This window comes from Terrisporobacter muris, from assembly GCF_024621905.1.
In the GTDB taxonomy this organism is placed as follows: domain Bacteria; phylum Bacillota; class Clostridia; order Peptostreptococcales; family Peptostreptococcaceae; genus Terrisporobacter; species Terrisporobacter muris.
In genome coordinates this window covers 1-9,126 of the sequence record NZ_JANKBY010000137.1, presented here as the reverse complement: position 1 = coordinate 9,126, position 9,126 = coordinate 1, and the positions used below count along the sequence as shown (strand labels likewise).

General features: G+C 25.7%; 11 protein-coding genes and 1 pseudogene. All 12 read left to right on the top strand.

Features of this window, described 5'->3' with window-relative positions; translation table 11 throughout:
- A partial coding sequence (locus NSA58_RS11365) for a hypothetical protein (RefSeq protein WP_257560480.1) occupies positions 1–708 on the top strand: 708 nt, incomplete at its 5' end.
- Between the two features lie 119 nt (positions 709–827).
- Positions 828–971 carry a hypothetical protein gene (locus NSA58_RS11360; RefSeq protein WP_257560479.1) on the top strand — a complete coding sequence of 48 codons (144 nt, stop codon included), beginning with the start codon at positions 828–830 and terminating at the stop codon, positions 969–971.
- Positions 972–1,045: 74 nt separating this feature from the next.
- The gene (locus tag NSA58_RS11355) at positions 1,046–1,699 is read left to right on the top strand and encodes an NHL repeat-containing protein (RefSeq protein WP_074429334.1); all 654 of its coding nucleotides are present in this window, start codon (positions 1,046–1,048) and stop codon (positions 1,697–1,699) included.
- 27 nt (positions 1,700–1,726) lie between these two features.
- Entirely contained in the window at positions 1,727–2,149 is a 423-nt protein-coding gene (locus NSA58_RS11350; RefSeq protein WP_257560478.1) for a hypothetical protein, read from the top strand.
- 257 nt (positions 2,150–2,406) lie between these two features.
- Positions 2,407–2,643, top strand: a complete 237-nt coding sequence (locus NSA58_RS11345) for a hypothetical protein (protein WP_074429332.1) — start codon at positions 2,407–2,409, stop codon at positions 2,641–2,643.
- A 33-nt stretch (positions 2,644–2,676) separates the two neighbouring features.
- Positions 2,677–3,525: a hypothetical protein gene (locus NSA58_RS11340; RefSeq protein ID WP_257560477.1), complete on the top strand. Its 849-nt coding sequence runs from the start codon at positions 2,677–2,679 to the stop codon at positions 3,523–3,525.
- A gap of 476 nt (positions 3,526–4,001) precedes the next feature.
- A pseudogene (locus NSA58_RS11335) lies at positions 4,002–4,640 on the top strand (RHS repeat-associated core domain-containing protein); the annotation flags it as partial.
- Between the two features lie 28 nt (positions 4,641–4,668).
- Positions 4,669–5,004 (top strand): hypothetical protein, encoded by a 336-nt coding sequence (locus NSA58_RS11330; RefSeq protein ID WP_074429329.1) that lies wholly within the window; start codon positions 4,669–4,671, stop codon positions 5,002–5,004.
- Positions 4,995–5,966, top strand: a complete 972-nt coding sequence (locus tag NSA58_RS11325) for an RHS repeat-associated core domain-containing protein (protein WP_079764728.1) — start codon at positions 4,995–4,997, stop codon at positions 5,964–5,966. Before NSA58_RS11330 ends, NSA58_RS11325 begins: the two co-directional genes overlap by 10 nt.
- A 115-nt stretch (positions 5,967–6,081) precedes the next feature.
- Positions 6,082–7,068 carry a hypothetical protein gene (locus tag NSA58_RS11320; RefSeq protein ID WP_074429327.1) on the top strand — a complete coding sequence of 329 codons (987 nt, stop codon included), beginning with the start codon at positions 6,082–6,084 and terminating at the stop codon, positions 7,066–7,068.
- A 252-nt stretch (positions 7,069–7,320) separates the two neighbouring features.
- A complete protein-coding gene (locus NSA58_RS11315; RefSeq protein ID WP_074078913.1) occupies positions 7,321–7,764 on the top strand; it encodes a hypothetical protein in 444 nt (147 codons plus the stop codon).
- Positions 7,765–8,368: 604 nt separating this feature from the next.
- Entirely contained in the window at positions 8,369–8,698 is a 330-nt protein-coding gene (locus NSA58_RS11310; protein WP_039681307.1) for a DUF1904 domain-containing protein, read from the top strand.
- Positions 8,699–9,126 lie beyond the last annotated feature (428 nt).

Here is a 9,126-nt window from a genome sequence, read left to right as displayed (position 1 = left end):
AACTTTATTAAAATAATTTGTATTTTTATGATTATATTTGGAGCTATAGGTTCAGCTTCATCATTTTTTAGAACTATGAATAAAAAAGAATTAAGTATAATGAATGAATCATATCCTATATATATGGCAGACAGTATGGTTATATCGGATAAAAAAATCTACTTAGGGAGTAATCAATGGGTTCAAGTATTTGATTATGATGGTAATTACATTACGGGTGTATATTTTGGGGAGATGAAAAATAAAATTGGTGCAGGTTTTAAAGTTATAAGTGATGATTTATATATAATAGAAGAAGACTATTGTGATTCAGATAATTCAAATATGTACGCAAAACAAAAAATTTATAAGATGGATTTTTATAAAAATAAGCTAATATTTGAAAATGAAGAATTTCTTGATGAAGATGAATTCTTTCATAAGTCAGTAATATATAAAAGTAGTGACACAGAAAAAATTATAGATTTATTATTGGATTTCGATTTAGTAGGTATTTTTAATGAAATAGTTGGATTCTTCAAATACAAATCTATTGAAATAAATAATATTAAATACAAAATAGGATTAAATAAAATATTTGTATATGATAAAAATATACATGTTATTTCATTAAGTGTAGGTATTTTACCATTAAATACTATGCAGTATGGATTAATATTTATAATAGGTATATTGTTAATAACAAAATTAAAGTCTAGTTATGAATAAGTTGAATAGTTAGGATATCATTAATTGGGACAAAATGGATTTTAAGTCAAAAGAATTTCCTAAATTATGTTGATTTTACTACTTATATTGATATTTCACTAGGTTTTGGTGATTTAGTTATGTTAGCAAAGATTACAACAACTGTAATAGTTGGAGGTACGACACTTTATTATGCAGAAGAGATGATAAAGGAATTTCTATGGTTTAAAAATGTAAAATATATTAAAGGAGCAAGACTACATGATTATAAGGATAACTATTGATAAAGGTCGATGGGATGAAGATAAAATATATAATAATAGATAGTAGATATTTTTATAAGTAGAAAGGTAAACATATGAAAAATATATCAAAAATAATTCTGTATTCAATAATTATAACCTTGATAGGAACATCATTGATAGAAGATATATATTGGTTTAAGCATACACAGGTTAAGTCACAAGAATTGGTTACAAATCGAAACATACCACTTTATGATATATCAGGATTATATGTAGATTCGGATGAAAACTTCTATATTGGAATAGATAATAACAACTGGATAGAGAAATTTAATAAAAAAGGTGATTTTATATGTTCTATAGGCATGCAGGCAATAGTCGATAATTTTTATGTTGATAAAGAAGGTCTACTCCATATTATATGTACATATAGAAATGATGATAAGTATTATGAGCAGGTTATAGATACAGATAAAAATACTATTATTTCAGAGGATGAAATTAATAATAATATTTTTAATAGTATTAATTCAAATAAATTTTCTATAAATAATAAAACATACAGTATTGAGAAGAATATTATAAAAATAAAAGATGGAAATTATAATAAAAATATAACTTTAGATACACATATCAGATGGGTTAGAATTTTATATGACAAATTAAATATAATCGAAGTAATTATATTTATAGCTTTGATTATTATAATTCAGTGTAAATTTAAAAGTAAAAAATTGTTTGTTAATGAGCATACTGAAGAAAGTTAAAAAATTTCTATAGGAATAGGAGAATATATGAAAAAAATAGTTATTAAAGATAAGTATTCTGAAATAGAAAAAATATTTGAAGTATTAGCAGAATTCGTTTTTAAGAGTTCAGACAGTTTTGACCAAATAGAATTCGCTCGTTATGAAAAAAGAGAAGATGATACATCAAAATATATATATAGTTATCTTACAGAAGGAGTTCCAACAAAAGTACCTTGTTTTTCTACATTAGAAATGGTAAAGGTAATAGAAGAAATATTTAAAGTATCATATAAAAACTATGATATGACAAGTATTATATTATGGCTAAAAGAACCTGTGTTGGATGAAGAATCAGATAAAAAAGTTATTGCTTATAAAATAACAAGAGAAAATAAATTAACAAAGAAAAATATAATAAAATTTTATCAAGAAGATGACGATGACTATGATTATGATCTTCTTTTATAGAAAGTAAACGTATATATTGGTGTAAAAATAAAGGTCTAATAAAATATTTATTATTAGACCTTTATTGTTTGAGATTCGATTTTTAGATAGAGAATTAAAAAAATAGCAACCAGGGCTTCGGACTTGAATTTTCAGTGGGTATAAAGTTATTGACCGTTTATTTAAATGCTGGATACTTGCTTTGAGATGTAGGTGCTACAATTATTACTTTTTTACCAGGTTCATATGTTAAAAGATCATGTAAGCTTGTAGTTAGTGTGGCAGACAAAGCATCAGACTTTAGAAGTAAGAAAAAGGATTACCCATCTGTTTCACCAACACCTGAATTACATAGAAAAATAACTAAGAGATGGAGACGAGTTGTTCCTTATAAGAAAAATTATGAAAAGTTAACTAAGGAACAACTTACTAGATATTGTAGGATAGTTTATAATGATATGCCAGAGCTAAGAAAAGTAGCAATAGATAGCATAATTAAATATTATAAAAAATAATGTTAATATACAAAAATGTTAAGGAGAGTAGTAATGAAGTTATATATAGAATTTACAATAGGTTTTTCAGATGAATCAAAAGATTATCCATATATTATACAAAGAAAGTTACATCGTATTAAAAATAAGTTAAAAAAATATGAATTAAAGGAAATGATAGGTATTGACCCTATATATAAAATAGATGAGACAAATCCAATATTCTTAGAAGCTAAACAATTAATTAATGATTATAAAGATGATATTATATTGAAAATACAATGCTTATATCCAGTGTTTAGTAATGTTGAAATGGATAAAGCAGTAGCATATGAGCCATATTTTATTAATAGATATTGTTTTGACTATGATGAAGAATCTGATAATGAGTATGAAAATATCTGTAATCTGTGTGATTCAATAGAATTAAAAGAAAATTTAGAAATAAGTCCTAAAAGAATAAATAAAAATAGTTATAATACATTTACATTAGAGTACAATAGAAGCGTATTTCTTACAACTCAGCCAATGTATGAATATTTAGTTGAAAATGGAATTGATGTTAAATATTTTAAAGAATGTTATACAAAAAGAAAAAATATAATTGCTTATAGATTATATAGTGATAATGTGTTAGATGTAAATGCATTTTGTGATGACTCATATTCTGATTTATTTATTTGTAGTAATTGTGGAAAGTTACATAGAAATTTACAAATAGACGAAACATACATAAATAAATATATTGATAAAAATACACTAGATGACTTAGAAGATGTAAATATTACATCTGAATATTTCGGATGTAATAAAAAAATAATTGTAAGTAAAAAAGTTTATAATTTAGTGAAAGAAAAAGATTCAAAGGCTATTTTTTTACCTATATATATAAAACATGATTAGTGCCTAGATATAAACAAATATAGTGTATGAAATATTTAACTTGAATGAAGGTATCTCATATAGTAAGTTAAGTCATTTCAATGACTTTCCTACTATACTCTGGAGTATGAAAGCTGACACTGTATGTTAACTTTCACTAAGTATGATTATGATGATTCTCTGTAGAATGGTTTAATTATTTACTATATATAGTATTTGCAAAAATTGATCACTTGAAAATACTTACGATGTTGATAATAGACTGTATAAATATATTACCGTTAATGGAACAAAGGAAGTTGTAAATCAAGAAAATTTATATAACGGAAATGGTAAGCGTATACAGAAGAAAGAAGGTAGTAATGTAGTAAACTACTTCTACCAAGATGGAGTAGTTTTATATACATCAGATAAGAACGGAAATAAGACAAGCCAAAACTTTATAGGTACTGATGGAAATATTATAGGTACCACTAGCTTATTACTACGATGACTTTGGAGTGACAAAAACTATAGGGGATAGTAGTTTCTTCAATGAGGCTTGCTATACAGGTGGAATATATGATGTAAGTACAGGTTTATACTATTTGAATGCCAGATACTATGATCCTAGAAATGGTAGATTTATAACGAGAGATACTTATAGAGGAGAAATTAATAATCCTAGTACTCTGCATCTTTATGCATATTGTGCTAATAACCCTATTAACTATGTAGATCCAAGTGGTCATATTGCCATTCGATTTGGATATGGAGTATTAATAACTATTGCAAAGATTACAACGTATGTTATAGTTGCAGGAGCAACGTACTACTATATTAAATATGTTGCTAAAAATTTAAGAAAGAAGAAAGTTGGATATTATAAGGCAGTTTTAATGTATTCATTAAAATTAAAGAGAAAAGAGGTATTTATCGGACCACATATTAAATCTCATAAAGCTATTCAAAGAGTTATACTTAATCAATCTGTTTGGAGTACGAGTGAAGAGAGGGCATATAATCTTGCACACTCTGTTACTAGTAGAGAACCTCTTCATCATAGAGATGGAGATAAGAAAAAACAGCCAGGAAAGTATAATCATTATCATGCTAAAAGTAAATACATTAAATTTCCTGCGCACATATGGTATTAAATATAAGGTGAAATAAAGGAAGAGGAATATGATTATTAGAATTACTTATGATAAGTATACAATTAATGAAAGTTATTCATACGTATATTGTCCCAATAACATTAATATAAAAAGAAGAAATATTAAATTAGAATTTGTGAAATGGGAACGAAGTTTAGGAGATTTGGGTATGGAAAGAGAGAAGGAATTTTTTGAACTTCATAAAATAGGAGATGGTTATTTTTATGATTTAGAAGATATAATGATTTATTGGATAAATAAGTATCTCTTAAATTATGAATATGGAAATAAAGCTTATTTGTTAGATAATAATCTAGATCATAGTTACGATATAGATATAGATTCAGATAGTATATCATTATAAATAAACCTAATGATATAATAAATTCCTATTACTTTATAAATCAAGAAAATTTATACAACGGAAAGGGTAATCGTATACAGAAAAAGGAAGGAAACAATGTAGTAAATTACTTCTACCAAGATGGAGTAGTTTTATATACATCAGATAAAGATGGAAGTAAGACAAGTCAAAACTTCTTAGGTATTGACGGAAATGTTATAGGTACTACAAGATATAGCAGTGAAGGATTCAAGTATTATACTTATAACAAGGATGTTCAAGGAAGTACAACAAGTGTAGTAGGACAAGATGGAACTTCTCCAGTTATTTATGACTACGATGATTTTGGAGTGACAACAACTATAGGTGATAGTAGTTTCTTCAATGAGGTTTGCTATACAGCTGGAATATATGATGTAAGTACAGGTCTATATTATTTAAACGCTAGATATTATGATCCTAATAATGGTAGATTTATAACGAGAGATACTTATCGAGGAGAAATTAATAATCCTAGTACATTGCATCTTTATGCATATTGTGCAAATAATCCTATAAACTTTACAGATCCAAGTGGGCATTACTCACAGGCTATAAAGGAACCTACAGGGATTAGAATTATAAGAGGACTTGTTAATTCAGTGTTAATAGGGGCTGCAATTATTTATAACGGTGTCACATGGGTAAAAGCTACTGTGGCTAAAACAAGTAAAAAGTATACATACTATAAAGCGATGATAAAAGATTATCAGGTATATATGAGCGATGGAATAAGTAAATCTGCAGCTATTTCACGTTTGAAAAAAAATCAGGATGTATGGACTAAAAAGAAATATAATGCCTTTACTATTGCAAAAGCTGCAACTGATAAAGGTGCTACAGTAAAAGGGCCAGAATGTCATCTTAAGAACAAAAACGGTAAGCAAATACCACGTTTTTATTATCACTATCATGCTCGTTATTTATCAAGTAATAGAGTATAGAAACAACGTAAGTCTCATGCATTATATGGATCTGCACAAACGAATCCATTTTACCTTAAATAGTTATTAAATTTAAATGATACTATAAAAATAAATGAAAGAAGATAATATAAATATGTATAAAGAAAATAGATGTGAAAAGAGCAGTTTAAAATTAGATTATAAATATGGAGAGGAATATAGTAAAAACGTTATTATTACTCCAAAATACAGACATATATTAAAAGATAATTTATTAAATGGAGCTATTGTTAAATATGAAAGCTATGATTTTTTCAATGAACATATAATAGAGTTAGATTGTACAAACACAAAATGCAAATTTGACTACTTAAGGTTTACATTTAAATCCTTACTTTATGATACAGAAATTTTTTTAGACAAGATGTTTACTAAAGTTGAATTATATGAAATAAAAGATGGATTTAGGATTATATTTTCAATTTATCAACAAGAAAATAATGAATATAAAGAAGATTATTTGAAATTAGAAGATAAAAAAATTAAAAGAGAGGAATTATGCTATATTATAGAAGCTAAAGAATTAATAATAGAAGAAATAAAAAGTATATTTTATGAAAATGATATTGATGAATATTTAAAAAAATCAAATACAAAAAAAGGTGAGGAATTCAAATTAAAAATTCTACAACAATGGATGGATAATGAGGATATAGGTTATTATTATAGATTTAATGAATTAATATCAATGAGTAGAGTAATTACAGATGAATATGATAGACGAAAGGAAGTTAAAAATTTAAATCTGTCAAAGGACCTTCAATATTTTGTTGAAAATTTTGATTTTAGAGAGTGTACTGTAAATGATTTTGGAATGAAAGACGACAGTGATTTTTATATTAATATAGAAACATGTTCTAATTATTTTAAATTTAATGAGGATAAATCAGAAGTTGAATTATTACAGGTTATATTTAAGGGAACTAAAAATGTAGAAGCTAATAACACTGGATTTATTGACTCATGTTGTATAAAAATAGACTATGATAATACAATAGAGTTTCAGTTACTAGTAGAATCAGATGGATATAATATAATAAAGGTACATGCAGAAGACTTGGTTATAGAATTTATGAAGTAGAAACAAAGATTTTGTACTTGAATTTATTTTTAGATATAGTTACTATCATAACAACATTAATAAAAAAATACTAAATTAGGATTTAAAAGGAAGAACTAAGTTAAAAAAACTGGGATATAAAAAGAAATAAGTAGTTTTTGCAACTTAATAAAGAAAGATACGGTTCTTGTTATGTTTTGATACAATAAGATAAAATTAAAGTCATTGCAATGAATTAACTATGATGAACGGGAGTAAGCAAAAGTTGATACTGTGTGTCAACTTTTGCTTACTCATTATGAATATAAAAAGGCTACCTTAACTACAGATTATAATAATGACAAATTAATCTCAATGGTAGATAATAAACTTGATGGAAATGATGAAAAACCATATCATTATACATGTTATGAATATGATGATTTTGGAAGGCTAGTAGGATATTCAGAAATTAACTCGTCAGCTGAGCCAAGCCTTTCAGTTATTAATAAAAATAAGATTGTATACACTTATGATGTAAATGACAGAGCAACTGATATTAATTACCATGAATCAGACGATGAGGTAAAAGGACTAAAATTTGAGTACAATAATGATGATTGGTTAATAAACATAAAAGTCAAGATAAAAAGAAACTTCTTGATAGGAGAAGCTAAATATAGAGAGTATACTTACGATGCACATGGAAAAGTAAAAAATATAAAACTAATTTTATAAACTTTTAGGTAAGGTTTATTTATAAAATTTAAGATATGGAATGGTGGGTTTGATTGTTGTGAATCATCTCCACCATTGAAATACACGAAAAGAATTGGTTATTTAATCAATTCTTTTTTATATTCCTATAATGTATACTAAAAAATAAATCACAATTTAATTCAATCAAAAAGCAATAATCAAAATTAAGCCATATACAGTTATCGCATAGGAAAGGTGGAGAATATATATGAATATTTTGATATAATAGATAGATGGCATGATTTATCAAATAGTGATAAGGATAAGTAATATATATAATGATTACGTTGAAGTTTTGAAAAAAGAGTATGATAATTTAGACAACTTAAATATATGGAACTTATGGTATAGCTTAGACAACAAAAACATTATTAAAAAAGAAATAATGGAAAAGAACTTTCAAATAAGAAAAGAAGGTTATATAACTCATTATAGAGTTTTATGATACTATAATTTACTAACCATTTTGTTATTTTTAAATAATTTGTTATAATATATCTATTACAAGATTGTCCTATGTAGGAAATATTGACTAAATGGTAAGATAAATATAAGTAATAAACTCAACAATAGGAGGAAAGTTATGCCACAAATAAAAGTAAGAGGAATAAATGAAAACGACATCTGTAAGATAAGTGAAAAGATGATTGATGAATTAGTAGAAGCTGTAAAATGCCCAAGAGATTATTTTGAAATAGAATGTATAAAGTCTGTTGCTATAAGAAATGGTAAGATAGCGGATGTATATCCATTTGTAGAAGTAGCTTGGTTTGATAGAGGTCAAGAGGTTCAAGATACAGTAGCTAAAATAATCACTAACAATATAAGAGAAAATCTAAATATAGAAAGTATGGATTTAGCTTTTACAGTTTTTGAAAAAGAGAAGTATTATGAAAATGGAGAGCACTTCTAAGCAATTGTTATATAATGTAAAAAAAATAGTAGGGGTATATCAATTAATCGGTATACTCCTACTTTTTTACTTACAAGGAAATTATATTACCATTTTTAATGTGAAAAACTTATATAATGAAGTATTATCAATGGGTGTAAGAGGTAGTAAAAAAGTAAATTTTGGATCAAGGTCGTTGCCTAAAATTTCATAGCGCCTACACAGTGGCTTAAAGTGTTTCGCCGACACGTCGCTCAAGCGAAGGGAATTTTTTATTAAGATTATTCCTTATATCAACACTATATTTAATTAAAACATATCTTGAGTTTATCAAAACTTAAACTCATCTAAAATGAAAAACGATGTATAAAAAAAATAAACTGGCCAAAGTTTTGACTAACTGGCCAATTTTTTTAGTGAAAATTACAAAAAAAATAAATCTCATATGC